Raw genomic sequence first — 24,676 nt, 5'->3', positions numbered from 1 at the left:
CCATGACGGACCTCACGCTGGTCAAGGGCAGCATCACCGAGCAGGCCGTGGACGCGGTGGTCAACGCCGCCAACTCCTCGCTCCTGGGCGGTGGCGGGGTCGACGGCGCCATCCACCGGCAGGGCGGCCCCGAGATCCTCGCCGCCTGCCGCGACCTGCGCGCCTCCCACTACGGCAAGGGCCTGCCGACCGGCGAGGCCGTCGCCACCACGGCGGGACGGCTGCCGGCCCAGTGGGTCATCCACACGGTGGGCCCGGTCTGGAGCGCCTCCGTGGACCGCTCGGAGCTCCTGGCCTCCTGCCACCGCAACGCCCTGCGCGTCGCCGGCGAACTGGGGGCACGCACGGTCGCGTTCCCCGCCATCTCCACCGGCGTCTACGGGTGGCCGCTGGAGGACGCGGCCCGCATCGCCGTCGAGACGGTACGGACTTCACCGACCTCCGTGGAGGAGGTGCGGTTCGTCCTCTTCGACGACCGGGCGTACGAGGTATTCGCGGCGCGCGTCGGCTGACCGCCGACAGCGCGCGCCCGGCTCGGTTCGCCCCGAGGGGTGACACCGAGTCACCGTGCGGGTCACCCGCCTGTGTGAACCCGCCCGTGCGTCTCCTTCCCCCGGGCCGGGCCACCGGGCTCCGTCTGCCGTAACGATTCCCTCCAAGCGGGACCAATGTCCCGGAGCCCGCGGTGGGTGCCGGAGGGCGGCCGAGCGGCTGTTCGCGCGCTCTCGCGCCTCGTACGAGACCCCGGTTCACGACCTTGACGCTGGGCGGACGGCGCCGCCCGGGTCGACCTGGGTGCACCCCGGGTCGGCACCGGCCGGTGCCGCGACGTGATTGCCGAAGAACCGTCATCGAAGGAGACCGATGTCCACGTTCAGCCCGCTGCGTGCCCTCACCGCGACCGCGGCCGCCGTCACCCTGCTCGCCACCTTCGGCGCGGGAAGCGCCTCGGCGGCCGACCGCACCGGCCAGGACCTGATCAACCGGACCGACGGGAGCCGCCTCGCGCTCTACGGCGACTCCACGGCGGAGGGCGCCACCGCGGTCTCCCTCCGCGACCCGGGGTGGAAGCACAAGACCGAGGTCTGGGACGAGGTCGGCGGCCGGTGGGAGAACGGCCGCTACACGCTGACCTTCAAGAACCAGGCGGCCGGCAAGTGCCTCCAGCCGGCCACCGCCGAGCCCGTCCGCGGCACCACGATCGTCGTCCGGACCTGCGACGGCTCCGACCTCCAGCGCTGGGTCCTGCGTCCGGAGGGCGACAACAACTCCCGCTGGTGGATCTGGCAGCCCAAGGTCGACACGGGGCTCGCCATGACCCTCAACCGCTACAGCGACGGCAGCTGGAACTCCCTGTACCTGGACACCTCGTACCCGAGCGCCGACCGCCTCTGGCACCTGGCGGACGACAACACCAGCTGGTGACGGAAGCCGCACGCCCCCGGAGTCCCCGGCCGCCCGGCCGGGGACTCCGCGCGTCCCCCGCCCCAGCGCCCGTACCGCACGCCCGGACGTGCCGTCAACGGGCAGCTCAGGGACGCCCTTTGGAGCAAGGTCCGAGATCTACGCCGATGTGACTCGTCCTCGCCCGCCTGACCGGTGCGGCGCTGCTGCACCTCGGCCACACCAAGGTGCCCGCGATCCTGCCCGCCATCGCCCAGGCGCAGGAGGTCGTCTTCACGATCGTCGGCTTCGTCATGCGCCTCGCCCCGCTGGCAGTCTTCGGTGCCACCGCCCACCTGGTGGGGGAGTACGGCATCGGCGCGCTCTCCACGTACGGCAAGCTCATCGCCGTCTGTTACGCGGTCGCCTCCCTCTTCCTCGTCCTGCTCGGCCTCGCCCTCAAGGCGCTCACCAGGCTGAGCCTGTGGAAGTTCGTCCGTTACACGCGCGAGGAGATGCTGCTGGCGCTCGGCACGGCGTCGGGCGAGGCGGTCATGCCGCGCATGATGCAGAAGCTCCGGCACGCCGGCTGCCGCGACGACGCGGTGGGGCTGGTCCTCCCCACCGGCTACTCCTTCAACCTCGACGGCGCCTCCATCTACCTCTCCATCGGCACGCTCCTCGTCGCCCTGCTGCTCGGCGTCGACCGCATCACGGACGCGATGCGGGTCGCCACCAACCTGCTCGACAACTGTGTGGCCGTCTTCGTCGTCTCCCGCTGGAAGGGCGCCCTCGACCGGTCCCGGGCCCGCCAGGTCCTCGCGGGTGAACTGGCCTTCGTGCCCGACCAGGACGGGCCGGACCCGGAGCAGGCCGAGGAGCGGGCGGAGCGCGTACCGGAGCGGGCCGGGTCCGCCACGCGCAAGGCCCCGCCGGGGCCGGCGGCCCCGGGCGGCTGCGCCGCCTCGCGCGCGGCCCCGCTCCCGCCCGCCCCCTCACACCGGCAGCACCGGCAGCACCGGCAGCACCGGCTGCTCCGCCACGCACACCGCCCGCGCGAACTCCTCCACCAGCGCCGGAGCCTCCTCCGGATCGGCCGCCAGCGCCCGCAGGACGGGGCTCCCGACGACGATCCCGTCGACCACGGGGGAGACCGCCGCCGCCAGGGCGGGGGTGGAGATGCCGACGCCCGCCACCACCGGCAGCGGGGTCACCGAGCGCAGCCGGCGTACGGACGCCTCCAGGCCGTCCAGGTCGAGGGGGCCCCGGTAGCCGGTGGGGGCGGTGCTGGCGGGGGCGTAGAGCCAGCCGGAGGCGAGGCGGGCAAGGAGGTCCAGGTCGGCGTCGGGGAGGCCGGGGGCGGCGAAGCGGGGGGCGGTGATCCCGGCCCGGGCCGCGATCTCGTGCCAGGCGGCGGCGTCCGCGTCCGGCAGGTCCACGATCATGGCGCCGGACGCGCCCGCCTCGGCCAGCGCCAGTGCCGTCCGCTCCGGCCCGTACCGCCGCACCGGCTCCCAGTAGCTCATCACCACCACACAGGCGCGGGCGGCCGCGTGCTCCACGGTCCGCAGGAGGTCCGCCATGGTGGCGCCCTCCTGGAGGGCCTGGCGGTAGACGGCCCGGATGAGGGGGCCGTCGTAGACCGCTTCCGCGTGCGGGATGCCGATCTCGAAGAAACCCTCCTGCCCGGGGAGCGCGGGGGCCAGCGCCTCGATGTACTGGTGGACTCCGGGCAGGCCGGAGGGAAGGAAGACACCGAGCGTGGTCCGGCGGGACTCCGAGGGCGGGGCGCTGGGGAGGTCGGTGGCGGAAGAGTGAGACATGCGTGGTCTTTCGGCGAAAACGAAACGATGCGGGCAGCGCTTCAACGATCGTGCCTGGCTGCCGATGCGGGGCGGCTCGTCCGGGTGGCGGAGCCGGACCCTCCGCGGGGCCGCCCGTAAGGCCCCGGAACACCGGTTCACCAGGGACGCGGCAACCTCCCGGGGCCGTGGTGGGGGAGCGGAATTCCCTTCCGGGGGTCCGGGCCGGGGCCGCCGCCGGCCGCCCGCACGCTGATGTCGGATTCTCGCCAGCGTTCACCCCGGGGAGCGGCGATGCTGGAGTCATGTACACCGACACCGAGCGCTGCGTACGGGCCGTGCGGTCGAAGGACGCCCGGTTCGACGGCTGGTTCTTCACCGCCGTGCTGACCACCGGGATCTACTGCCGTCCCAGCTGCCCGGCCGTGCCGCCCAAGCCGGCCAACATGGTGTTCCATCCCAGCGCCGCCGCCTGCCAGCAGGCCGGTTTCCGGGCCTGCAAGCGCTGCCGCCCCGACACCAGCCCCGGCTCACCGGAGTGGAACCAGCGCGCCGACGCCGTCGCCCGCGCCATGCGGCTCATCGCCGACGGCACCGTCGACCGCGAGGGCGTCCCCGGCCTCGCCGCCCGGCTCGGCTACAGCACCCGCCAGATCGAGCGCCAGCTCCTCGCGGAACTCGGCGCCGGCCCGCTCGCGCTGGCCCGCGCCCAGCGGGCCCAGACCGCCCGGCTGCTGATCGAGACCACCGCCCTGCCGATGGCCGACCTCGCCTTCGCGGCGGGCTTCTCCTCGGTCCGCACCTTCAACGACACCGTCCGCGAGGTGTACGCGCTCTCCCCGACCGAGCTGCGCGCCCGCAGCCGCACCCGGCCCGGCGCGGCCGGCGACCCCGCGCCCGGAGCGGTCTCGCTGCGGCTGCCGCTACGCGCCCCCTTCACCCCGGACAACGTCTTCGGGCACCTCGCCGCCACCGCCGTCCCCGGCGTCGAGGAGTGGCGTGACGGCGCCTACCGCCGCACCCTCGACCTGCCGCACGGCCCGGGCATCGCCACCCTCACCCCCGCCGCCGACCACATCGGCTGCCGCCTGGCCCTCACCGACCTGCGCGACCTCACCCTCGCCATCAGCCGCTGCCGCCGCCTGCTCGACCTCGACGCCGACCCGGTCGCCGTGGACGAGCGGCTCGCCGCCGACCCCGCCCTCGCACCGCTCGTCGCCAAGGCGCCGGGCAGGCGGGTGCCGCGTACCGTCGACGCCGCAGAGTTCGCCGTCCGCGCCGTCCTCGGCCAGCAGGTCTCCACCGCCGCCGCCCGCACCCACGCGGCCCGCCTCGCCACCGCGTACGGCACGCCCGTCGAGGACCCGGCCGGCGGCCTCACCCACCTCTTCCCGAGCCCCGCTCAGCTGGCCGGGCTCGACCCGGAGCAGCTCGCCATGCCCCGCAGCCGCCGCGCCACCCTGACCACGCTGGTCGCCGCCCTCGCCGACGGCTCGATCGGCCTGGGGCCGGAGGAGGACTGGGACGAGGCGCGCGCCCGGCTGCTGGCCCTGCCGGGCTTCGGCCCGTGGACCGTCGAGATCATCGCGATGCGCGCCCTCGGCGACCCGGACGCCTTCCCCGCCACCGACCTCGGGGTGCGCCGCGCCGCCGAACGCCTCGGCCTGCCCGGCGCTCCCGGCGGCCTCACCACCCGCGCCGCGGACTGGCGCCCCTGGCGGGCGTACGCCGTGCAGTACCTGTGGGCCACCGACGACCACCCGATCAACCTCCTGCCCGCCTGACCGCCACCAGCCCCCACCGGAGCACCGCCATGTCCAGCACCGCGGCACCGCCCACCGCCCGCTGCCACACCGTCCTCGACAGCCCTTGCGGCCCGCTCACCCTGGTCGCCACCGGCGGCGTCCTCAGCGGCCTCTACATGGAGGGCCAGCGGCACCGGCCCGCCCAGGAGACGTTCGGCCCGCGCGACGACCGCCCGTTCGGCGAGGCCGCCGACCAGCTCACCGCCTACTTCGACGGCAGCCGCACCACCTTCGACCTCGAACTCCGTCTGGACGGCACCCCGTTCCAGCGCTCCGTGTGGGAGCGGCTGCGCGCGATCCCGTACGGCGAGACCCGAAGCTACGGCCGGCTCGCCGAGGCCCTGGGCAGCCCCGGTGCCTCCCGCGCCGTCGGCCTCGCCAACGGCCGCAACCCGGTCGGCATCATCGTCCCCTGCCACCGCGTCGTCGGCGCGAGCGGCTCCCTGACGGGGTACGGCGGCGGCATCGACCGCAAGCGCGCCCTCCTCGCCCACGAGCGCGGGGAGGGGTACGCCACCACCGGCGCCCTGTTCTGAGCCCGGCTCAGCCCCGCACCTCGGGATGGGCCGCCGCGTACGCCTGCTCGAAGAGGGCCCGGACCTCGGGTCCGCTCAGCCCGGCGGCGCGCGCCTCGGCCAGCCAGGCGTCCAGCCCCTCGCGCAGCGGCGAGCCCGGACCGCCGCCGGCCGGGGCCAGCGAGCGGGTGACGAAGGTGCCGGCGCCCTGCCGCACCTCCGCCAGGCCCGCACTCTCCAGGGCGCGGTACGCCTTCAGGGTGGTGTTCGGGTTGACCTTGGTGGACGCCGCCACCTGGGCCGCCGTCGGCAGCTGGTCCCCCTCGCGCAGCGCACCCATCCGCAGGGCCTGCTCGACCTGGTGGACGATCTGGAGATAGGTGGCGACCCCGCTGCGCCGGTCGATCCGGAACACGACCATCGCCCTCACCTCCCGCTCGGCTGCCGCAACTCTACGGAGTCCCGCCGCGCCCCGCTCACAGCGGCCGCCTGCCGACTCTCACCACGACGAAGGCGGTCAGCAGTACCGTTCCGGCGAGCAGGATGCCCGCGCCGGTCCACTGCATGGCGGGCATCTGGTCGTAACCGAGGTACTCGATCACGTCGTTGACGATCCCCTTCTCCCGCAGGCACGCCTCGGAGGCGGCCTCCGTCTCCTCGGCGCAGGAGCCCCAGCCGTACAGCCGCCCGTCGGCGCTGCCCACCCAGCGGTCCAGCTCGTACGCCTCGGAGAGGCGGCCGGGCAGCTCCGTGTCGAGCGGGTAGGTGAGCATCCGGGAGGGTGCCAGACTCGTGCGGACCCGGTCCCAGACCATCTCGACGGCGAGGGCGAGGACGAAGGTGGCGGTCATCGCGACGAACACCCGGCGTGTCAGCAGCCCGACGGTGATGCCGACGGCGGTGAGGAAGAGGGCGAACGCCGGCAGCATCGGGCCGGTGTTGTCGAAGACGGCTCCTTCGATCCACTGGTTGGGCATCAGCGACCGGTGCGGCTCCCAGTACCAGGTGTGGAGCAGCCCGAGCGGGACAGCCGCCAGCAGCGCCAGCGAGTAGCACCAGGTCAGCTTGGCCAGCAGCCACTTCCGCCGGGTGACCGACTGGGTGGTGACCAGCTGGGCGGTGCCCTGTTCCTGGTCCCCGGAGATGAGCGGCGCGCCGACGAAGACCGCGAGCGCCACCGGGAGGGCGCTGAGCCCGAGCATCAGGTACCCGTGGAGACTGCCGCCGACCACGGGCTGCGGCACGTCCTTCGCGGGCCAGCCGGCCCGGTCCAGGAGACCCACCAGCTGGAATCGCTGTTGCACGATGAGCGCGCAGCCGACGGCGACCGCGGCCAGCACGCCGAGCGCGGTCGCCCGGTGCTGGCGGGCGACGAGCCAGGGCAGGCCGCGCAGCAGCCTGGGCCGGGAGACGGTCGCGGCGGGGGCGGCGGGCGCAGTGGTGGTCACGGCGTGGTGATCCCTTCGGCGGTGCGGGCGTCCGGTGCGTACAGCGCGGGCGCGTCGGGGGAGCGGAGGTGGGCCAGCAGCACTTCCTCCAGGCTGGGCCGGTCCACCGACCAGGCGTCGGGGAGCGGCCCCGAGGCGCGGATCAGCGCCTGGAACTGGCGGCCCTCCGTGCGTACCTCCACCACGGAGTGCGCGGCCAGCTCCGGCGGCGGTGTCCCGTCCGGCGCGAGACCGGTCACCAGCGTGTGCGCCGGGACCAGTTCGTCGGCGCTCCCGGCCAGCCGCACCCGCCCGTCGGAGAGGACCAGCAGGTAGTCACACATGTCCTCGACCTCGGTGAGCTGGTGCGAGGACATCAGCACCGTCGTGCCGCGCTCCACCGCCTCCGCCATCAGCAGGGTGCCCATCTCGTCCCGCGCCAGCGGATCGAGGTCCGCCATCGGCTCGTCGAGCAGCAGCAGATCGGGGCGTTTGCCGAAGGCGAGGGCGAAGCCGACCCGGGTGCGCTGGCCGCCGGAGAGCGTGCCCACCCGGGCGTCCAGCGGTACGCCGCCGGAGCGGACGATGCGCTCGGCCGCCGCCATGTCCCACCCCGGGTTGAGCTCGCCGCCCATCCGCAGCGTCTCCGCCACCGTGAACCGCTTGAAGAGCGGCTTGTCCTGCCCCAGGAAGGCGAACCGCGGCATCACCGCCGGATCGTCCACCGGGGTCCCGAAGAGCCGCAGGTCGCCCTCGGTCGGCTGGAGCTGGCGGGTCATCAGCCCGAGCAGGGTGCTCTTGCCGGCGCCGTTGGGCCCCACCAGTCCGCAGATCCGCCCCGCCGGAAGCCGGAAGGAGCAGTCCCGCAGGGCCCAGCCGCGCCGGTAGCGCTTGCCGATCCCGTCCGCCCGGACCGCCCACTCCCCGGCACCCGGGGTGCCGGTCGCTGTGCTCATCTCTCTGTTCCCTGCCCTCGGTCGTCGATCGGTGGTCGACTGTCAATCAGTCATTCCATTAATGGAATCATGGACTTGGGGGAGGCGTGTGTCAAGAAACGGACAGGGCGAAGCCGAGGGAGGAGAGGAGGGCGGGGGCGGGAGCGGGGAAAGGCGGGCGGAGAGTCAGTCCGCCGACCCGGCCCGCAGGCGCTGGGTGCCGATCGCGGCGAGGAGGGCGAGCTTGCTGTCGGACGGGCTGCCGGGCTCCGCCGAGTACGTGACGATGCGCAGGTCACCCCGGTGGGTGCGGAGGATGTCGCAGTCGAGTTCGAGCAGCCCCACCTCGGAGTGGGTGATCCGCTTGACGGTCGGGCCGTGCTCGGCGACCTCGGGCCGCCGCCACAGCTCGCGGAACTGCTCGCTGCGCTCGCTCAGCCGCTCGACGAGCCGGTGCAGCCGCGGGTCGTCGGGGCAACGCCCCGCGCTGCGGCGCAGGTCGGCGACGAACGAGGCGTCGAGCGCCTCGGGGGAGCCGGGGCCGTGGAGGTGGCAGTCCGAGTCGCTGGTGAAGTGCAGCCACAGCAGATTGCGGTCGGCCTCCCGCAGAGTCGACAAATCGCCCATCAGCGCGGCCCACAGCGGGTTCCACAGCAGCAGGTCCCACATCGCGTCGACGACCGCCACGGGCCGCTCCCCGGTGCGCTCCACCAGCCGCCGCACGCTCGCCGGGACCAGCCGGTTGATCCGGCCGCCGTCCATCGCGTGCCCGGCCAGGCGGAACAGGTGCTCCTGCTCGGTGTCGGAGAGCCGGAGCGCCCGCGCGAGCGCCGCGCACACCTGGGCGGAGGGCGCCGCCGCCCGCCCCTGCTCCAGCCGTACGACGTAGTCCACCGAGACCCCGGCCAGCACCGCCACCTCCTCGCGGCGCAGCCCGGACGTGCGCCGGCCGGTGTGCGCGGTCAGGCCCGCCTCGGCCGGCGCCAGCCGCTCGCGCCAGGCCCGCAGCAGGGTGGCCAGCTCACCGGAGGCATTCATTCCTCCATGGTCGCAGCCCGCCCGGGGAGACAGCCTGGTACTGCCGGTACCAGGAAGAAACCTCTCTGGCCCCCGGCCACGGCCCGGCGCAGACTCGCTGCCATGACCGCCACCCTGATCACCGGGGCCAACAAGGGCCTCGGCTTCGAGACCGCACGCCGCCTGACCGCCGCGGGGCACACCGTGTACGCGGCCGCCCGCAACCCGGAGAAGGCCGCGCGCGCCGCGCGCGAGCTGGGCGCCCGCCCGCTGGTCCTGGACGTCACCGACGAGGCGTCGGTCGCGGCGGCCGCAGCCCGCGTCGAGGAGCAGGGCGGACTCGACGTCCTGGTCAACAACGCGGGCATCAGCGGCGGCCCCAAGCCCGCCGGCGCCTTCACCGCCGCCGACGTCACCACCGTGCTCGACACCAACGTGGTCGGCATCGTCCGCGTCCTGAACGCCTTCCTGCCGCTCCTGGAGCGCAGCACCTCGGGCGTCGTGGTCGACGTCGGCAGCGGACTCGGCTCCTTCGGCCGCGTCCACGACCCCGAGCGCCCCGAGTTCCAGCTCCCCGGCGTCATGGCGTACGCGGCCTCCAAGTCGGCGGTGTCGATGCTCACCGTCCACTACGCCCAGGCGTACCCCGGACTGCGCGTCAACGTCGTCGACCCCGGTCCCACCGCCACCGACCTCAACGGCCACCGTGGGTCCCAGACCGTCGAGGAGGGCGCCGAGGCCATCGTCCGCGCCGCCCTGCTGACCCCCGAGGGCCCCACCGGCACCTTCTCCGACGCCGCCGGCGTCAGCCCCTGGTGAACCCCCTCCTCCCTCCTGGGAAACGAGCCGCCGCATGATCGTCGCCACCGGTGCCACCGGCCCCTACGGCCGCCAGGTCGTCGAACACCTCCTGGACCTCGGTGTACCGGCCGCCGGCATCGCCGCCGCCGTCCGCACCCCGGCCAGGGCGGCCGGCCTCGCCGCCCGCGGCGTCGAGATCCGCACCGCCGACTACGACCGGCCGCGGACCCTGCGTACCGCCCTCGCCGGGGCCACCAAGGTCCTGCTGGTCTCCTCGACCGGGCCCGACGAGGTACGCGTCGCCCAGCACCGCGCGGTGATCGACGCCGCCCGCGAGGCCGGGGTGGAACTGTTAGCCTACACCTCGGTCACCGACGCCCCGGCCAACCCGATGGGCCTGGCCCGGGTCCACCGGGACACCGAGGCCGCCCTCGCCGCCTCCGGGCTGCCCGTCGCCCTGCTCCGCAACGGCTGGTACACCGAGAACCACACCGGCACCCTGCGCGACGCGGTCGCCCGGGGCGTCCTCGCGGGCAGCGCGGGCACCGGCCGCATCGCCTTCGCGAGCCGCGCCGAGCTGGCGGAGGCGGCCGCGCGCGTCCTCACCCTCGACGGCCAGGGCGGCCGGGTGTACGACCTGACCGGCGACACCGCCTGGACCCTGGCGGAGGGGGCCGCCGAGGCGGCCGCGCAGACGGGGACCCCGGTGGCCTACCAGGACCTGCCGCCCGAGGCGTACCACCGGCTCCTCACCCAGGCCGGCCTGCCGGCCCCCGCCGTCGAGCTGATCGTCGACTCGGACCAGTGCATCGCCCGGGGCGCCCTGGAGCACTCCAGCGGCGACCTCCGCGCGCTGCTCGGCCGCCCCACCCAGACCCTGGCGGCCGCCGTCACCCGCGCGCTCGAGGAGTGACGGGCGGCGGGGCCGTCACCTCCGCAGCCCCCGCAGCAACTCCGGCAGCGCCGTGCCGATCGGCTCCCTGACCACCTCGTCGGCGAGCGCGTCGTACGGGGTGGGCTCGGCGTTGACGACGATCAGCCGCGCCCCGTGCTCCGCCGCCAGCCCGGCCAGCGAGGCGGCGGGCTGCACCTGGAGGGTGGAGCCGACCGCCACGAAGACGTCGCACGCCCGGGCGATCTCCCTCGCCTGGCCCAGCACCCGGGGGTCCAGGGCCTCGCCGAACATCACCGTCGCGGCCTTCAGCACGCCGCCGCAGGCGCGGCACGGCGGATCGGCCTCGCCGGCCTCCACCCGCTCCAGCTCCCCGTCCATCGAGCTGCGCACCCCGCACACCGTGCAGACCACCTCGCGCGCCGTGCCGTGCAGCTCCAGCACCTTCCGGGCGGGCAGCCCGGCCCGCTGGTGCAGCCCGTCGACGTTCTGGGTCAGCACCCGCACCGGGGTTCCGGACCGCTCCAGCTCGGCCACCGCGCGGTGCGCGGCGTTCGGCTCGGCCCGCAGCGCCGGGCTGGTCCGCCGCATCTGCCAGGACCGCTTCCGCACCTCGGGGTCGGACATGTACGCCTCGTACGTGACCAGCCGTTCCGCCTCGGGGTCGCGGCGCCACAGCCCGTTCGGCCCCCGGTAGTCGGGGATGCCGGAGTCGGTCGAGATGCCGGCGCCGCTCAGCAGTGCGACCAGCGGGCGGGAACCGGGGGAGGATTCGGTGGCGGACATACCGGGAGGGTAGGTCCTGGCCCCCGTCCGGCGCCCGGGCTTGTTCCGCCGGGGGCCGCCCGCTGCTAGAGATCGTCTTCAAAGGTGATCAGGTGATGAGGAATCATGCTTGTCATGGTGCGTCGTCATGAACTGTCCGATGCCGAGTGGGCTGTGTTGTCGCGGTTGCTGCCGAGTTCGGGGACTGCGGGGCGGCCTCGTTCGGACGACCGGCTGGTACTGAACGGCATCGTGTGGAAGCTGCGGACCGGATCAGCCTGGCGTGATGTGCCGGAACGTTATGGCTCCTGGCAGACCTTGTACACGCGTTTTCGCAGGTGGGCACTGGACGGGACGTTCTCGCGCATGCTGCGGGCCGTTCAGGCGGAGAAGGACGCGGCCGGGGACATCGACTGGCTGGTGTCGGTCGACTCCACCATCGTTCGGGCGCACCAGCATGCCGCCGGCGGCAAAAGGGGGCGGTTGACAGGGACGAAGCGGGTGATCACGCCCTCGGCCGATCCCGTGGTGGACTGAGCACGAAAGTCCACCTGGCCTGCGACGGGCGCGGCCGCCCTCTCGGATTCGTCCTGTCGGGCGGCAACGCCAACGACTGCACCCGCCTCGAGAAGGTGATGGACTCGATCAGCGTGCCCAGAGTCGGGCCCGGGCGTCCACGCTCCCGGCCCGACCGTGTGGTCGCCGACAAGGGCTACAGCTCTCGAAAGATCCGCGCCTACCTGCGACGACGCGGCATCCCGCACACAATCCCCGAACGCGCCGACCAGATCCTGGGCCGGCTGAACCGCGGCACACGCGGCGGACGGCCGCCCGGCTTCGACCGGTGCATCTACCGCCGTCGCAACGTCGTCGAGCGCTGCTTCAACCGCCTCAAGCAGTGGCGCGGACTGGCCACCCGCTATGACAAAACCCGCGAGTCCTACCAGGCGGCCGTCACCATCGCCTCAATCCTGCTCTGGATCTGACCTTTGAAGACGACCTCTAGCTACGCCCCATGGCCAAGGTGACCGTAAGTATCGATGCCGAACTCGCCGTCGAAGTCATGGTCCTGGCGGGCGTCAAGAGCCCGCAGGACGCCGTGGAACTCGCCGTGCGCGACTTCATCGCCCGCGGCCACCGCACCGAGGCCCGCGTCGCCACCCAGGAGGAGCTGCGCGAGCGCACCCACCGCGAGGTCCACGGCCCGCAGGACCACCGGCACGGCGGCTGAGGGCGGCACCGGCAACTCGTTTGCCCCCGGGCCGTCGCTGCTGATGGGATGCCCGCATGGGACATCTCGAAGTGGCGCACCTGGAGTACGACCTGCCCGACGGGCGCACTCTGCTGGGCGACGTGTCGTTCCGGGTGCCCGAGGGCGCCGCCTACGCCCTGGTCGGGCCGAACGGCGCCGGCAAGACCACGCTGCTGCGGATCGTCTCCGGTGAGCTGAAGCCGCACGGCGGCACCGTCACCGTCAGCGGCGGCCTCGGCGTGATGCCCCAGTTCGTCGGCAGCGTCCGCGACGAACGCACCGTCCGGGACCTGCTGGTCTCCGTCGCCCCGCCCCGCCTGCGCGAGGCCGCGGCCGCCGTCGACCGCGCCGAGCACGCCGTCATGACCGTGGACGACGAGGCCGCGCAGATGGCGTACGCCCAGGCCCTCGCCGACTGGGCGGAGGTCCAGGGGTACGAGGCCGAGACACTCTGGGACATGTGCACCACCGCCGCCCTCGGCGTCCCCTACGAGCGGGCCCAGTGGCGCGAGGTCCGCACCCTCTCCGGCGGCGAGCAGAAGCGCCTCGTCCTGGAGTACCTGCTGCGCGGCCAGGACGAGGTCCTCCTCCTCGACGAGCCGGACAACTACCTCGACGTGCCCGGCAAGCGGTGGCTGGAGGAGCAGATCCGCCAGACCCGCAAGACGGTGCTCTTCATCTCCCACGACCGCGAACTCCTCGCCCGCTCCGCCGAGAAGATCGTCAGCGTCGAGCCGGGGCCCGCCGGGGCCGACGTCTGGGTGCACGGCGCCGGGTTCGACACGTACCACGAGGCGCGCAAGCAGCGGTTCGCCCGCTTCGAGGAGCTGCGCCGCCGCTGGGACGAGAAGCACGCCCAGCTCAAGAAGCTGGTGGTCAACCTCCGCCAGGCCGCCGCCGTCTCCCACGAGATGGCCTCCCGGTACGCCGCCGCCCAGACCAGGCTGCGCAAGTTCGAGGAGGCCGGGCCCCCGCCCGAGCCGCCCCGCGAGCAGGACATCCGGATGCGGCTGCGCGGCGGCCGCACCGGCGTCCGGGCGCTCACCTGCGAGCAGCTGGAGCTGACCGGCCTCATGCACCCCTTCGACCTGGAGGTCTTCTACGGCGAGCGGGTCGCCGTGCTCGGCTCCAACGGCTCCGGCAAGTCCCACTTCCTGCGGCTGCTCGCGGGCGAGGACGTCGCCCACACCGGCGAGTGGCGGCTCGGCGCCCGTGTCGTCCCCGGCCACTTCGCGCAGACCCACGCCCACCCCGAACTGCACGGGCGGACCCTGCTCGACATCCTGTGGACCGAGTACGCCCACGACCGGGGCGCCGCCCACTCGGTCCTCCGCCGCTACGAACTGACCCTCCAGGCCGAGCAGCGCTTCGACCGCCTCTCCGGCGGCCAGCAGGCCCGCTTCCAGATCCTCCTGCTGGAACTGGCCGGGACCACCGCCCTCCTCCTGGACGAGCCCACCGACAACCTCGACCTGGAGAGCGCCGACGCCCTCCAGGACGGCCTGGAGGCGTACGACGGCACGGTCCTCGCCGTCACCCACGACCGCTGGTTCGCCCGCTCCTTCGACCGCTTCCTGGTCTTCGGCTCCGACGGCCGCCTGCGGGAGACGAGCGAGCCGGTCTGGGACGAGCGGCGGGTGGAACGGGCCCGCTGAGCCGGGACGGCGCCGCCGCCCGCCACGGGAAGAATCCCCAGGTGGCCTGGGCAGCGCCCCCGCCGGGAGGTTAGTGTCGCAGCGGCGCGACCGCCCTGCCCCCGGGCAGGGCCCGAGGAACAAGGGGATGCAACGGGTGGCTGACACTCGCCGTACGACACACGCACGTGTGCTGATCGCCGCGGACAAGTTCAAGGGGTCACTGACCGCCGTCGAGGTGGCCGGGCACGTGGCCGCGGGGCTGCGCCGGGCCCGGCCAGGCGCCGAGGTCGAGGCGCTGCCGGTGGCCGACGGCGGGGACGGCACGGTCGCCGCCGCCGTCGCCGCCGGGTTCGCCCGGCACACCCGGGAGGTGACCGGCCCCACCGGCGAGCCGGTGACCGCCGCCTGGGCCCTGCGGGGCACCACGGCCGTCGTGGAGATGGCTGAGGCGTCCGGTCTCCAGCACCTCCCCGGCGGCGTCCCCGCGCCGCTGACCGCCACCACCCACGGCTCCGGGGAGCTGATCGCCGCCGCCCTGGACGCGGGCGCCCGCACCCTGGTCTTCGGCGTCGGCGGCAGCGCCACCACCGACGGCGGCGCCGGCATGCTGACCGCCCTCGGCGCCCGCCTGCTCACTGCCGACGGCACCCCGGTCGGGCCCGGCGGCGCCGCCCTCGCCGAGCTGGCCCGCGCCGACCTGAGCGGCCTCGACCCGCGCCTGGCCGAGGTCGACCTGGTCCTCGCCAGCGACGTCGACAACCCACTGACCGGCCCCACCGGCGCCGCCGCCGTCTACGGCCCGCAGAAGGGCGCCGACGAGGACGACGTCCGCGCCCTGGACGCCGCCCTCGCCCACTACGCCCGCGTCCTCACCGAGGCCCTGGGCGACCGCGCCGCCGAGGCGGCGAAGGCGCCCGGCGCCGGAGCCGCCGGCGGCATCGGCTTCGGCGCCCTGGTCGGCCTCGGCGCCCGCTTCCGCCCCGGCATCGAGGTGATGCTCGACGTCCTCGGCTTCTCCGACGCCCTGGACCGCGCCGACCTCGTCATCACCGGCGAGGGCTCCCTCGACACCCAGACCCTGCACGGCAAGGCCCCCGCCGGCGTCGCCGCGGCGGCCCGCGCCCGGGGCATCGACACGGTGGCCGTCTGCGGCCGCCTGGCCCTCGGCCCCGAGGCCCTGGAGAAGGCCGGCATCCGCCGTGCCTACGCCCTCGCGGAGATCGAGCCCGACCCCGAGCGCTGCTTCAGCGAGGCGGGACCGCTGCTGGAGAAGGTCGCCCGGACCCTGGGCGAGGAGTGGCTCGCCTGAGGCGGGCCCGTACCGCGCACGCGAGAGGGGCCCCGGACCGATCCCGGTCCGGGGCCCCTCTCGTACGTACTGTCCCGCCTCGCCCGTCAGGGCAGCTGGGCCGCCCGTGCCTCGCGGCGGTTGTCGCGGAAGTTGTTCACCCGGCGCGCCGTGGCGAAGAGCGGGATGACCGCGCCCAGCACCAGCTGGAGTGCGCAGCCCGTCTGGAGCAGGAGCTGCCCGCCGGGGGCGTCGAACGCCCAGGCGGCCAGCAGGCCCATCGCGGCCACGATCCAGCTCAGCATGGCCACGGCCAGCGGACCCCGCGGCTTCGGGTACTCGACGCGGCTCACCATCAGCCAGGCCGTACCGAGAATCGCCAGCAGCGTCGCCACGAAGGGCAGCTCCAGGAGCACGATGGAGACCACCGTGAGCGCTCCGAAGGGGCTCGGCATGCCCTGGAACATGCCGTCCTTCAAGGTCACGCAGGAGAACCGGGCCAGTCTCAGCACCACCGCCAGCAGCACCACGACCGCGCCGAGCGCGGCCACCCGCTGGTGGGCGTCGTCCGCCACCATGCCGTACACCAGGACGAAGTACGCCGGTGCCAGGCCGAAGCTGATCAGGTCCGAGAGGTTGTCCAGCTCGGCGCCCATCGGCGAGGAGCGGAGCTTGCGCGCCACCAGCCCGTCGAAGAGGTCGAAGACCGCCGCGCAGAGCATCAGGATCACGGCGGTGGCGGCGGAGTGCCGCGCCATGCCGCTCTCGTCGCTGCCGGTCAGGTGCGGGATGAGGATGCCGGTGGTGGTGAAGTACACCGCCATGAACCCGCACGTGGCGTTGCCCAGGGTCAGGGTGTCCGCTATCGACAGGCGCATCGACAGCGGCATCTCCTCGCCGCTGTCCTCGTCCTCGTCGGCCTCGGGCACCCAGCCCGCCTGGGTATCTGAGTCAGACACGGTCAATGCGAGTCACCCCCGCAGTTGTCGGTTGGCCGACCTCCACGTCGACCTCCACACCCTCGGGGAGGTAGATGTCGACGCGGGACCCGAAGCGGATCAGCCCGATGCGCTCACCCTGCTCCACCTTGGTGCCCTGCGGGACGTACGGCACGATGCGCCGTGCGACCGCGCCGGCGATCTGCACCATCTCGATGTCGCCGAGCTCGGTGTCGAAGTGCCAGACGACGCGCTCGTTGTTCTCGCTCTCCTTGTTGAACGCCGGAACGAAACCGCCGGGCACGTGCTCGACGGAGGTCACCGTGCCGGCCAGCGGCGCGCGGTTGACGTGGACGTTCAGCGGGCTCATGAAGATGGCGACACGGGTGCGCCCGTCCTTCCACGGCATGATGCTCTGCACCACGCCGTCGGCCGGGGAGATGACCCGGCCCGGAGCGATCTCGCGCTCCGGGTCGCGGAAGAACCACAGCATGCCCGCCGCCAGAGCGGTGGCGGGCACCGCCAGGGCCGCCGCGCGCTTGGAGCGGCGCGAGCGGACCAGGCTGACGGCTGCGGTGGCGACGGTCGGCAGGAGCCACGGCGATGCGCCGCGGGCGATGCGGACCGAGCCGCGCGGTGCAGTGTTTTGGCTGTGGGGCATGGATGACCTTCGTAGCGGATGATGCCGCGCTGCAACGGGGGACGGCGGCTTTCCGGGGATGGTATCGGGTGGCGACCACAACTGGCCAAGCCAGAAACCGTAGTCGACGGCTGAAGAGCGCCGGTCAGGTGTGATCTTCTTCTCGAAAAAATCCCTCAAAGAGGACAATCAGCCCTGGAAACGGTACTCCTCCAGGAGCCTCCTGCCGATGATCATTTTCTGGATTTCGGCGGTCCCCTCACCGATCAGCAGCATCGGGGCCTCGCGGTACAGCCGCTCGATCTCGTACTCCTTCGAGAAGCCGTACCCGCCGTGGATGCGGAAGGCGTCCTCGACGACTTCCTTGCAGTATTCCGACGCGAGGTACTTCGCCATCCCCGCCTCCAGGTCGTTTCGTTCCCCGGAGTCCTTTTTGCGGGCCGCGTTCACCATCATCGCATGGGCCGCCTCGACCTTGGTGGCCATCTCGGCGAGCTTGAACTGGATCGCCTGGTGCTGCGCGATCGGCTTGCCGAAGGTGTGCCGCTGCTGCGCGTAGGAGACGCCCAGCTCGAAGGCGCGCTGGGCGACGCCGCAGCCGCGGGCGGCCACGTTGACGCGCCCGACCTCGACGCCGTCCATCATTTGGTAAAACCCTCGGCCGGTGGTGCCGCCGAGCACGCGATTGGCCGGAATGCGCAGTCCGTCCAGAATCATCTCGGTGGTGTCGACACCCTTGTAGCCCATTTTCTCGATCTTGCCGGGGATCGTGAGTCCCGGCCGGACCTCGCCGAAGCCGGGCTCCTTCTCCACCAGGAAGGTCGTCATCGACTTGTGCGGCGCGGTGCCCTCGGGGTGCCCCTCGTCGGTCCGGCAGAGCACCGCCACCAGGGTCGAGGAGCCACCGTTGGTCAGCCACATCTTCTGGCCGGTGAGCGCGTACTCGTCGCCCACCTTGACGCCCTTGGTGGAGATCGCCGAGACGTCCGAGCCGAGCGCCGGCTCCGACATCGAGAAGGCGCCCCGCACCTCGCCGGTGGCCATCCGCGGCAGGAAGTACTCGCGCTGCTCCTGCGTGCCGTGCTGCTTGAGCATGTACGCGACGATGAAGTGCGTGTTGATGATGCCGGAGACCGACATCCAGCCGCGGGCGATCTCCTCCACGCACAGCGCGTACGTGAGCAGGGACTCGCCCAGCCCCCCGTACTCCTCGGGGATCATCAGCCCGAACAGGCCGAGCTCCTTCAGCCCCTCCACGATCTGCGTGGGGTACTCGTCACGGTGCTCCAGCTCGGTGGCGACCGGAATGATCTCCTTGTCCACGAAGTCGCGGACGGTGGAGAGGATCTCCTGCTGGATGTCGGTGAGGCCGTGGGTCTGGGCGAGTCGGCTCATGACTACTTCTCCTGTGCCTTCAGCTCGGGGCGGCCGGGCTGCTCGCCGCCGCGCTCCTTGATGTACGTCTCGGTGGGGACCATCACCTTGCGGCGGAAGACGCAGACCAGCGTGCCGTCCTGCTTGTAGCCCTTGGTCTCGACGTGCACGATGCCGCGGTCGTTCTTGGAGCGGGACGGCGTCTTGTCCAGCACCGTCGTCTCGCCGTAGATCGTGTCGCCGTGGAAGGTCGGCGCCACGTGGCGCAGGGACTCGATCTCCAGGTTGGCGATGGCCTTGCCGGAGACGTCCGGCACCGACATGCCGAGCAGCAGCGAGTAGATGTAGTTGCCGACCACCACGTTCTTGCCGAAGTCGGTCGTGGACTCGGCGTAGTTGGTGTCCATGTGGAGCGGGTGGTGGTTCATGGTCAGCAGGCAGAAGAGGTGGTCGTCGTACTCGGTGACCGTCTTCCCGGGCCAGTGCTTGTAGACCGCGCCGACCTCGAACTCCTCGAAGGTGCGTCCGAACTGCACGGCTCAGCCCTCCGGCGCTTCGAACTTGGAGGTACGGGTCATGCCGGCGGCGCGTCCCTTGCCCGCGATCACCAGGGCCATCTTGCGGCTGGCCTCGTCGATCATCTCGTCGCCGAGCATCGCCGAGCCCTTCTTGCCGCCCTCCTCGGAGGTGCACCAGTCGTAGGCGTCGAGGATCAGCTCGGCGTGGTCGTAGTCCTCCTGCGAGGGCGAGAAGATCTCGTTGGCCGCGTCGACCTGGCCGGGGTGCAGCACCCACTTGCCGTCGAAGCCGAGGGCGGCGGAGCGCCCGGCGACCTCGCGGAACGCGTCCACGTCGCGGATCTGGAGGAAGGGCCCGTCGATCGCCTGGAGGTCGTGGTGGCGGGCGGCCATCAGGATGCGCATCAGGATGTAGTGGTAGGCGTCGGCCGGGTAGCCGGGCGGCTGCTGGCCCACGACCAGGGTCTTCATGTTGATCGAGGCCATGAAGTCGGCCGGGCCGAAGACGATGGTCTCCAGGCGCGGCGAGGAGCCGGCGATCTCGTCGACGTTGACCAGGCCCTTGGCGTTCTCGATCTGCGCCTCGATGCCGATCCGGCCGACCTCGTACCCCATCGTCTTCTCGATCTGGGTGAGGAGCAGGTCCAGGGCGACGACCTGCTGGGCGTCCTGCACCTTCGGCAGCATGATGCAGTCGAGGTTGGCGCCGGCGCCCTCCACGACCGTCACCACGTCGCGGTAGGTCCAGTGGGTGGTCCAGTCGTTGACGCGCACGACGCGGGTCTTGCCGGTCCAGTCACCGTTGTTGAGCGCGTCGACGATGGTGTGCCGGGCGCCCTCCTTGGCCAGCGGCGCGCAGGCGTCCTCCAGGTCGAGGAAGACCTGGTCGGCGGCGAGCCCCTGGGCCTTCTCCAGGAAGCGCGGGTTGGAGCCGGGGACGGCGAGGCAGGAGCGGCGCGGCCGGAGCCGGTTGACGGTCGTCATGCGGGGACCTCCAGAGGGTCGAGCTTGTTCACGAGGCGGATCTCGTCGACGATACGGCCGATGATCTCCGTGATGCCGAAGTCCTTGGGCGTGAAGACGGCGGCCACACCGGCCGCCTTCAGGTCCTCGGCGTCGCTGTGCGGAATGATGCCGCCGACGATGACCGGGATGTCGGCGGCCCCCGACTCCCGGAGCCTGACCAGGACGTCCGGCACCAGTTCGGCGTGCGACCCGGAGAGGATCGACAGGCCGACGCAGTGCACGTCCTCGGCCACGGCGGCGGACACGATCTGTTCGGGCGTGAGGCGGATGCCCTGGTAGACCACCTCGAACCCGGCGTCGCGGGCGCGGACCGCGATCTGCTCCGCGCCGTTGGAGTGGCCGTCCAGACCGGGCTTGCCGACCAGCAGGCGGAGCTTGCCCACCCCGAGGTCGGCCGCGGTCCGGTCCACCTTGGCGCGCACCGCCGCCAGTGGTGAGCCCTCCTCGGCGGCGACGGCCACCGGCGCCCCGGACACCCCGGTGGGGGCGCGGAACTCGCCGAAGACGTCCCGCAGGGCCCAGGACCACTCGCCGGTGGTCACCCCGGCCCGGGCGCACTCCAGGGTGGCCGGCATGAGGTTGGCGGTGCCGGCCGCCGCCCGCTTCAGCCCCTCCAGGGCCTGCTGGGCGCGGGCCTCGTCGCGCTCGGCCCGCCAGGCGTGCAGGGCGGAGACGACGCGGGCCTCGTTGGCCGGGTCGACGGTCATGATCGCCGTGCCGAGGTCGGCGGTGAGGGGGTTGGGCTCGGTCGTCTCGTAGCAGTTGACGCCGATGATCTTCTCCTCACCGGCCTCGATCCGGGCGCGCCGCTCGGCGTGCGAGGAGACCAGCTGCGACTTGAGGTAGCCGGACTCGACGGCGGCCATCGCGCCGCCCATCTCCTGGATGCGGCCGATCTCGGCGAAGCACTCCTCGACCAGGGCGGAGACCTTGGCCTCGATGACGTGCGAGCCCTCGAAGATGTCCTCGTACTCCAGCAGGTCCGACTCGTGGGCCAGCACCTGCTGTATGCGGAGCGACCACTGCTGGTCCCAGGGCCTGGGCAGGCCCAGCGCCTCGTTCCAGGCGGGCAACTGGACGGCGCGGGCGCGGGCGTCCTTGGAGAGGGTGACGGCCAGCATCTCCAGGACGATCCGCTGGACGTTGTTCTCCGGCTGCGCCTCGGTCAGGCCGAGGGAGTTGACCTGGACGCCGTAGCGGAACCGGCGCTGCTTGGGGTTCTCGATGCCGTACCGCTCGCGGGTGACGCGGTCCCAGATGCGGCCGAAGGCGCGCATCTTGCACATCTCCTCGACGAACCGCACGCCGGCGTTGACGAAGAAGGAGATCCGGGCGACGACCGAGCCGAACTCCTCCTCGGGGACCTGCCCGGAGTCGCGTACGGCGTCCAGCACGGCGATGGCCGTGGACATGGCGTACGCGATCTCCTGGACCGGGGTGGCCCCCGCCTCCTGGAGGTGGTAGCTGCAGATGTTGATCGGGTTCCACTTGGGGATGTTCGCCACGGTGTACGTGATCATGTCCGTGGTGAGCCGGAGGCTCGGCCCGGGCGGGAAGACGTGCGTCCCGCGCGAGAGGTATTCCTTGACGATGTCGTTCTGGGTGGTGCCGGAGAGCCGGGTGATGTCGGCTCCCTGCTCCTCGGCCACCACCTGGTAGAGCGCCAGCAGCCACATGGCCGTGGCGTTGATGGTCATGGACGTGTTCATCTGGTCCAGGGGGATGTCCTGGAACAGCCGCCGCATGTCACCGAGGTGCGAGACGGGGACCCCGACCCGGCCGACCTCGCCGCGGGCGAGGATGTGGTCCGGGTCGTAGCCGGTCTGGGTCGGCAGGTCGAACGCGACCGAGAGTCCGGTCTGCCCCTTGGCGAGGTTGGACCGGTACAGCGCGTTGGACGCTTCGGCCGTCGAGTGACCCGCGTACGTCCGCATGAGCCACGGCCGGTCCTTCTGGCGCTCTGTCATGGAGGGAACCTCAGATGTTCCGGAAGCGGTTGATGGCGTCGAGGTGCTGGGCACGCATCTCGTGGTTCCGCACACCGAGGCCCTCCTCGGGGGCCAGCGCGAGCACGCCGACCTTGCCCTGGTGGAGGTTGCGGTGCACGTCGTAGGCGGCCTGCCCGGTCTCCTCCAGGGAGTAGACCTTCGACAGGGTCGGGTGGATCTTTCCCTTGGCGATGAGGCGGTTGGCCTCCCAGGCCTCGCGGTAGTTGGCGAAGTGGGAGCCGATGATGCGCTTCAGCGACATCCACAGGTAGCGGTTGTCGTACTCGTGCATGTAGCCCGAGGTGGAGGCGCAGGTGGTGATGGTGCCGCCCTTGCGGGTGACGAAGACGGAGGCGCCGAAGGTCTCGCGGCCGGGGTGCTCGAAGACGATGTCGATGTCCTCGCCGCCGGTGAACTCGCGGATGCGCTTGCCGAAGCGCTTCCACTCCCTCGGGTCCTGGGTCCGCTCGTCCTTCCAGAACTTGTAGCCCTCGGCGTTGCGGTCGATGACCGCCTCGGCGCCCATGTTCCGGCAGATCTCCGCCTTCTCGGGGGAGGAGACCACGCAGATCGGGGTGGCGCCGCCGGCCAGCGCGAACTGGGTGGCGTAGGAGCCGAGGCCGCCGCTGGCGCCCCAGATCAGCACGTTGTCGCCCTGCTTCATGCCGGCGCCGTTGCGGGAGACGAGCTGCCGGTAGGCGGTGGAGTTGACCAGGCCCGGGGCGGCCGCCTCCTCCCAGCTCAGGTGGTCCGGCTTGGGCATCAGCTGGTTCGACTTGACCAGGGCGATCTCGGCGAGGCCGCCGAAGTTGGTCTCGAAGCCCCAGATCCGCTGCTCGGGGTCGAGCATCGTGTCGTTGTGGCCGTCGCTCGACTCCAGCTCGACCGAGAGGCAGTGCGCGACGACCTCGTCGCCGGGGTTCCAGGCGTTGACGCCGGGTCCGGTCCGCAGGACGACGCCCGCGAGGTCGGAGCCGATGACGTGGTACGGCAGGTCGTGGCGCTTGGTCAGCTCCGAGACGCGGCCGTACCGCTCCAGGAAGCCGAAGGTGGAGAGCGGCTCGAAGATCGAGGTCCAGACGGAGTTGTAGTTGACCGAGGAGGCCATGACGGCCACCAGGGCCTCGCCCGGGCCGAGTTCGGGGAGTGGCACGTCGTCGAGGTGGAGCGACTTGCGCGGGTCCTTCTCGCGGGTCTCGAGGCCGGCGAACATCTCCGTCTCGTCCTTGTGCACGGTGACGCCCCGGTAGGACTCGGGGAGCTTCAGTGCGGCGAAGTCCTGCGAGGTGGCGTCCTGCGACTGGATCGCTTCGAGGATTTCCTTCACGGTGGTGCCTCCGGCGAAGGGCGTAGTGAGGGCTGAGGGGTGAGGGACCCCTGAGCGAGGGGCGTTGGACTGCTGTGGTGCCGTCGGTCCGGCGGTGGTGCGGGTCGTGCGGTGGTGCGGCCGCGCCGGTGAGCGCGAGTGCCTGTGACGCAGGCGTCCGGGCGCACGGTGAGGGAACCGCGGGGACAGCCGGCGTACGCGGGATACGTGTGCGCCGGCCGCCCGGACTCCCTCAACGTATGGCACTGCGTGACAGCACACAAGGCACCGAGTGCCAAGAATTTCTCTCGTTTGAAATCTGCTGGTCACATATGAGCGATGATCGATCAAGGGGGTCCCACAACGCCGGGTATGACCCCTTTCGGCCGCCGAGGTTCACCCCGGCGGCCGACAGCCCCGCCGAGGCCCGGAACGCCGACGAGCCCGGTGGGCCGCGGCATCGTGTGCCACGGCCCACCGGGCTCGTCTCTCGCGGCCCTCGCGGGGCCACGCGCTCCGCTACGGCTGCCGCAGCGCCTCGCGGATGGTCCGCATCACCTCGTCGAGCGGGGCGTCCGTACGCGCCACCGTCACCAGCACCTCGTCCTGCCGGGTGGTGGCCGCCGCCGGGGCCTGCCCGGCCTCCTCGGTGGACTTGCGGCCGGCCCCTATGCCGCTGCCGAAGGTGTTCCGGACGATGCCGAAGGCGTGGTCGAGCTGGCTCTCCACGTCGCCCTGGCCGTCCGCCCGCAGCCAGCGTCGCAGCACGTGGTTGTGGGCGGTCACCACCGCCGAGGCGGCCACTTCGGCGAGCAGCGGGTCGTCGCTGCCGTCCATGTGGGCGTGCTCGTCGAAATGGCCCAGCAGGTAGCGGGTGAACAGTCGCTCGTACCGGGCCACCGAGGCGATCTCCGCCTCCCGGAGGGTCGGCACCTCGCGGGTCAGCTTGTAGCGCGCCACCGAGATCTCCGGATGGCCCGCGTACATCTTCATGACTTCCTTGATGCCCCGGCAGACCGTGTCCAGCGGATGCTCGTGCGCGGGTGCCGCGTGGAGCACCGCCTCCACGCGGGTCAGCGTGTCGTCGTGGTCCGCGAAGATCGCCTCTTCCTTGGAGCGGAAGTGGCGGAAGAAGGTCCGGCGGGCCACCCCGGCGGCCGCGGCGATCTCGTCGACCGTCGTCGCCTCGTACCCCTTGGTGGCGAAGAGTTCCATCGCCGCCGCCGACAGTTCGCGCCGCATCTTGAGGCGCTGCGCCGCCGCGCGGCTCCCGGCGGAGCTCTCCGGGGTCTCGGCGGGAGTGGCGGTTCGGGTGGTCCGTCGTGCGGAGTCAGCGGGCTGGGCCATGGACTGAACGTACTCCATCG

The 24,676-nt window shown here is 72.5% G+C and carries 23 protein-coding genes and 2 pseudogenes; 11 read left to right on the top strand and 14 right to left on the bottom strand.

Annotated elements, in window-relative coordinates:
- Window positions 1-2: 2 nt before the first annotated feature.
- From OIM89_RS03115 to OIM89_RS03105, 3 genes and pseudogenes are all read left to right on the top strand, one after another.
- Window positions 3-512, top strand: coding sequence for an O-acetyl-ADP-ribose deacetylase (locus OIM89_RS03115; protein ID WP_247859993.1), 510 nt, complete (start codon window positions 3-5; stop codon window positions 510-512).
- Between the two features lie 352 nt (window positions 513-864).
- The gene (locus OIM89_RS03110) at window positions 865-1,425 is read left to right on the top strand and encodes an RICIN domain-containing protein (RefSeq protein ID WP_030694791.1); all 561 of its coding nucleotides are present in this window, start codon (window positions 865-867) and stop codon (window positions 1,423-1,425) included.
- 152 nt (window positions 1,426-1,577) lie between these two features.
- A pseudogene (locus OIM89_RS03105) lies at window positions 1,578-2,339 on the top strand (cation:dicarboxylate symporter family transporter); the annotation flags it as partial.
- Between the two features lie 39 nt (window positions 2,340-2,378).
- On the opposite strand, the gene OIM89_RS03100 reads toward OIM89_RS03105, so the two are convergent.
- Window positions 2,379-3,206, bottom strand: a complete 828-nt coding sequence (locus OIM89_RS03100) for a tryptophan synthase subunit alpha (protein ID WP_264490958.1) — start codon at window positions 3,204-3,206, stop codon at window positions 2,379-2,381.
- Window positions 3,207-3,490: 284 nt separating this feature from the next.
- Here OIM89_RS03100 and OIM89_RS03095 point away from each other — a divergent pair, with 284 nt between their 5' ends.
- Both OIM89_RS03095 and OIM89_RS03090 read left to right on the top strand, forming a co-directional pair.
- Complete coding sequence (locus OIM89_RS03095) at window positions 3,491-4,969, top strand: AlkA N-terminal domain-containing protein (protein WP_030694793.1); 1,479 nt, start codon at window positions 3,491-3,493, stop codon at window positions 4,967-4,969.
- 29 nt (window positions 4,970-4,998) lie between these two features.
- The gene (locus OIM89_RS03090; RefSeq protein ID WP_030694794.1) at window positions 4,999-5,526 is read left to right on the top strand and encodes a methylated-DNA--[protein]-cysteine S-methyltransferase; all 528 of its coding nucleotides are present in this window, start codon (window positions 4,999-5,001) and stop codon (window positions 5,524-5,526) included.
- A 7-nt stretch (window positions 5,527-5,533) separates the two neighbouring features.
- On the opposite strand, the gene OIM89_RS03085 is transcribed toward OIM89_RS03090, so the two are convergent.
- From OIM89_RS03085 to OIM89_RS03070, 4 genes are all read right to left on the bottom strand, one after another.
- Complete coding sequence (locus OIM89_RS03085) at window positions 5,534-5,926, bottom strand: GntR family transcriptional regulator (RefSeq protein ID WP_030694795.1); 393 nt, start codon at window positions 5,924-5,926, stop codon at window positions 5,534-5,536.
- A gap of 55 nt (window positions 5,927-5,981) precedes the next feature.
- The gene (locus OIM89_RS03080) at window positions 5,982-6,953 is read right to left on the bottom strand and encodes an ABC transporter permease (protein ID WP_151167637.1); all 972 of its coding nucleotides are present in this window, start codon (window positions 6,951-6,953) and stop codon (window positions 5,982-5,984) included.
- Window positions 6,950-7,888 carry an ABC transporter ATP-binding protein gene (locus OIM89_RS03075; protein ID WP_030694797.1) on the bottom strand — a complete coding sequence of 313 codons (939 nt, stop codon included), beginning with the start codon at window positions 7,886-7,888 and terminating at the stop codon, window positions 6,950-6,952. The genes OIM89_RS03080 and OIM89_RS03075 overlap by 4 nt, the downstream gene beginning before the upstream one ends.
- Before the next feature lie 165 nt (window positions 7,889-8,053).
- A complete protein-coding gene (locus tag OIM89_RS03070) occupies window positions 8,054-8,905 on the bottom strand; it encodes a helix-turn-helix transcriptional regulator (RefSeq protein WP_217465859.1) in 852 nt (283 codons plus the stop codon).
- A 102-nt stretch (window positions 8,906-9,007) separates the two neighbouring features.
- On the opposite strand from OIM89_RS03070, the gene OIM89_RS03065 reads away from it, so the two are divergent.
- Together OIM89_RS03065 and OIM89_RS03060 are read left to right on the top strand one after the other, a co-directional pair.
- Entirely contained in the window at window positions 9,008-9,703 is a 696-nt protein-coding gene (locus OIM89_RS03065) for an SDR family NAD(P)-dependent oxidoreductase (protein ID WP_175457643.1), read from the top strand.
- Window positions 9,704-9,737: 34 nt separating this feature from the next.
- On the top strand, window positions 9,738-10,598 hold the full coding sequence (locus OIM89_RS03060; protein WP_264490957.1) for an NAD(P)H-binding protein: 861 nt from the start codon (window positions 9,738-9,740) through the stop codon (window positions 10,596-10,598).
- 15 nt (window positions 10,599-10,613) lie between these two features.
- Here OIM89_RS03060 and OIM89_RS03055 read toward each other — a convergent pair whose 3' ends face one another.
- A complete protein-coding gene (locus OIM89_RS03055; protein ID WP_030694801.1) occupies window positions 10,614-11,363 on the bottom strand; it encodes an SIR2 family NAD-dependent protein deacylase in 750 nt (249 codons plus the stop codon).
- A 117-nt stretch (window positions 11,364-11,480) separates the two neighbouring features.
- On the opposite strand from OIM89_RS03055, the pseudogene OIM89_RS03050 reads away from it, so the two are divergent.
- The 4 genes and pseudogenes from OIM89_RS03050 to OIM89_RS03035 all read left to right on the top strand — a co-directional run bounded on the left by OIM89_RS03050 (window position 11,481) and on the right by OIM89_RS03035 (window position 15,540).
- Window positions 11,481-12,328, top strand: a pseudogene (locus tag OIM89_RS03050) (IS5 family transposase).
- Window positions 12,329-12,357: 29 nt separating this feature from the next.
- Window positions 12,358-12,573, top strand: a complete 216-nt coding sequence (locus OIM89_RS03045) for a type II toxin-antitoxin system VapB family antitoxin (RefSeq protein ID WP_030694802.1) — start codon at window positions 12,358-12,360, stop codon at window positions 12,571-12,573.
- A 56-nt stretch (window positions 12,574-12,629) separates the two neighbouring features.
- Window positions 12,630-14,249 (top strand): ABC-F family ATP-binding cassette domain-containing protein, encoded by a 1,620-nt coding sequence (locus OIM89_RS03040; RefSeq protein WP_030694803.1) that lies wholly within the window; start codon window positions 12,630-12,632, stop codon window positions 14,247-14,249.
- A 169-nt stretch (window positions 14,250-14,418) separates the two neighbouring features.
- A complete protein-coding gene (locus OIM89_RS03035; protein ID WP_217465862.1) occupies window positions 14,419-15,540 on the top strand; it encodes a glycerate kinase in 1,122 nt (373 codons plus the stop codon).
- An 86-nt stretch (window positions 15,541-15,626) separates the two neighbouring features.
- Here the strand turns inward: OIM89_RS03035 and pssA are convergent, their stop codons facing one another.
- From pssA to OIM89_RS02995, 8 genes are all read right to left on the bottom strand, one after another.
- Window positions 15,627-16,484 (bottom strand): CDP-diacylglycerol--serine O-phosphatidyltransferase, encoded by an 858-nt coding sequence (pssA, locus tag OIM89_RS03030; RefSeq protein WP_078493235.1) that lies wholly within the window; start codon window positions 16,482-16,484, stop codon window positions 15,627-15,629.
- Complete coding sequence (locus OIM89_RS03025) at window positions 16,471-17,118, bottom strand: phosphatidylserine decarboxylase (RefSeq protein WP_003951891.1); 648 nt, start codon at window positions 17,116-17,118, stop codon at window positions 16,471-16,473. The genes pssA and OIM89_RS03025 overlap by 14 nt, the downstream gene beginning before the upstream one ends.
- 168 nt (window positions 17,119-17,286) lie before the next feature.
- A complete protein-coding gene (locus tag OIM89_RS03020; RefSeq protein WP_008410560.1) occupies window positions 17,287-18,492 on the bottom strand; it encodes an acyl-CoA dehydrogenase family protein in 1,206 nt (401 codons plus the stop codon).
- A 2-nt stretch (window positions 18,493-18,494) separates the two neighbouring features.
- Entirely contained in the window at window positions 18,495-19,007 is a 513-nt protein-coding gene (locus OIM89_RS03015) for a MaoC family dehydratase (protein ID WP_023421306.1), read from the bottom strand.
- A gap of 3 nt (window positions 19,008-19,010) precedes the next feature.
- Window positions 19,011-19,973, bottom strand: a complete 963-nt coding sequence (locus OIM89_RS03010; protein ID WP_008410564.1) for an HpcH/HpaI aldolase/citrate lyase family protein — start codon at window positions 19,971-19,973, stop codon at window positions 19,011-19,013.
- The gene (locus OIM89_RS03005) at window positions 19,970-21,982 is read right to left on the bottom strand and encodes a protein meaA (RefSeq protein WP_047141340.1); all 2,013 of its coding nucleotides are present in this window, start codon (window positions 21,980-21,982) and stop codon (window positions 19,970-19,972) included. Before OIM89_RS03005 ends, OIM89_RS03010 begins: the two co-directional genes overlap by 4 nt.
- A 10-nt stretch (window positions 21,983-21,992) precedes the next feature.
- Window positions 21,993-23,330, bottom strand: coding sequence for a crotonyl-CoA carboxylase/reductase (gene ccrA / locus OIM89_RS03000; protein ID WP_030694806.1), 1,338 nt, complete (start codon window positions 23,328-23,330; stop codon window positions 21,993-21,995).
- 498 nt (window positions 23,331-23,828) lie between these two features.
- Window positions 23,829-24,674 carry a TetR family transcriptional regulator gene (locus OIM89_RS02995; RefSeq protein WP_191835052.1) on the bottom strand — a complete coding sequence of 282 codons (846 nt, stop codon included), beginning with the start codon at window positions 24,672-24,674 and terminating at the stop codon, window positions 23,829-23,831.
- Window positions 24,675-24,676: the final 2 nt, after the last annotated feature.

It is taken from the genome of Streptomyces sp. BI87 (assembly GCF_025957665.1).
GTDB classification, from domain to species: Bacteria; Actinomycetota; Actinomycetes; order Streptomycetales; family Streptomycetaceae; genus Streptomyces; species Streptomyces albidoflavus.
The sequence above is the reverse complement of the archived record's forward strand: the minus strand, read 5'-3'. Positions and strand labels throughout refer to the sequence as shown.